Here is a 426-nt window from a genome sequence, read left to right on the forward strand (position 1 = left end):
GGGTTATAGGCCAAAAAGTGTGTATGAGATGGTCGTTTAGCCGCGTGATTTCGCGGTGAAACGGGGATCGGTATGGTCCGCGACCCTTAGTCGTGGACCTTCCGACGAACTCGACGACTTGTCTGGTATGCGGGTCGCTGCTGGTGAAGAACGGGCGGACGTCGGCAGGGACGCAGCGGTGGCGGTGCCCGTCGTGCGGAGCATCGTCGACTAGGCGCCGCCCCGACGTCGCGCGTCGAGAACAGCTCCGCCGGTTCGTGAACTGGATCGTAGGCAAGAGCACCCAAGCCGAAACAGATGGGACGGCGTCGGGACGATTCTTCCGCCGCCGGTCTGCGTGGTGTTGGGAGCTGGTTCCCGATCTCGGAAAAGTCGAGACGGTCCACCACGCCGTCCTCGTCGACGGTGTCTGGGTAGGAACGTGGT

Annotated in this window: 1 pseudogene; it reads left to right on the top strand. The window is 62.9% G+C overall.

Going from position 1 to position 426, the window contains the following annotated elements:
* Positions 1-92 precede the first annotated feature (92 nt).
* A pseudogene (locus AC3E6M_RS17060) lies at positions 93-240 on the top strand (IS1/IS1595 family N-terminal zinc-binding domain-containing protein); the annotation flags it as partial.
* Positions 241-426 lie beyond the last annotated feature (186 nt).

Source organism: Microbacterium sp. SCPM-O-B-15248 (M128), from assembly GCF_058214835.1.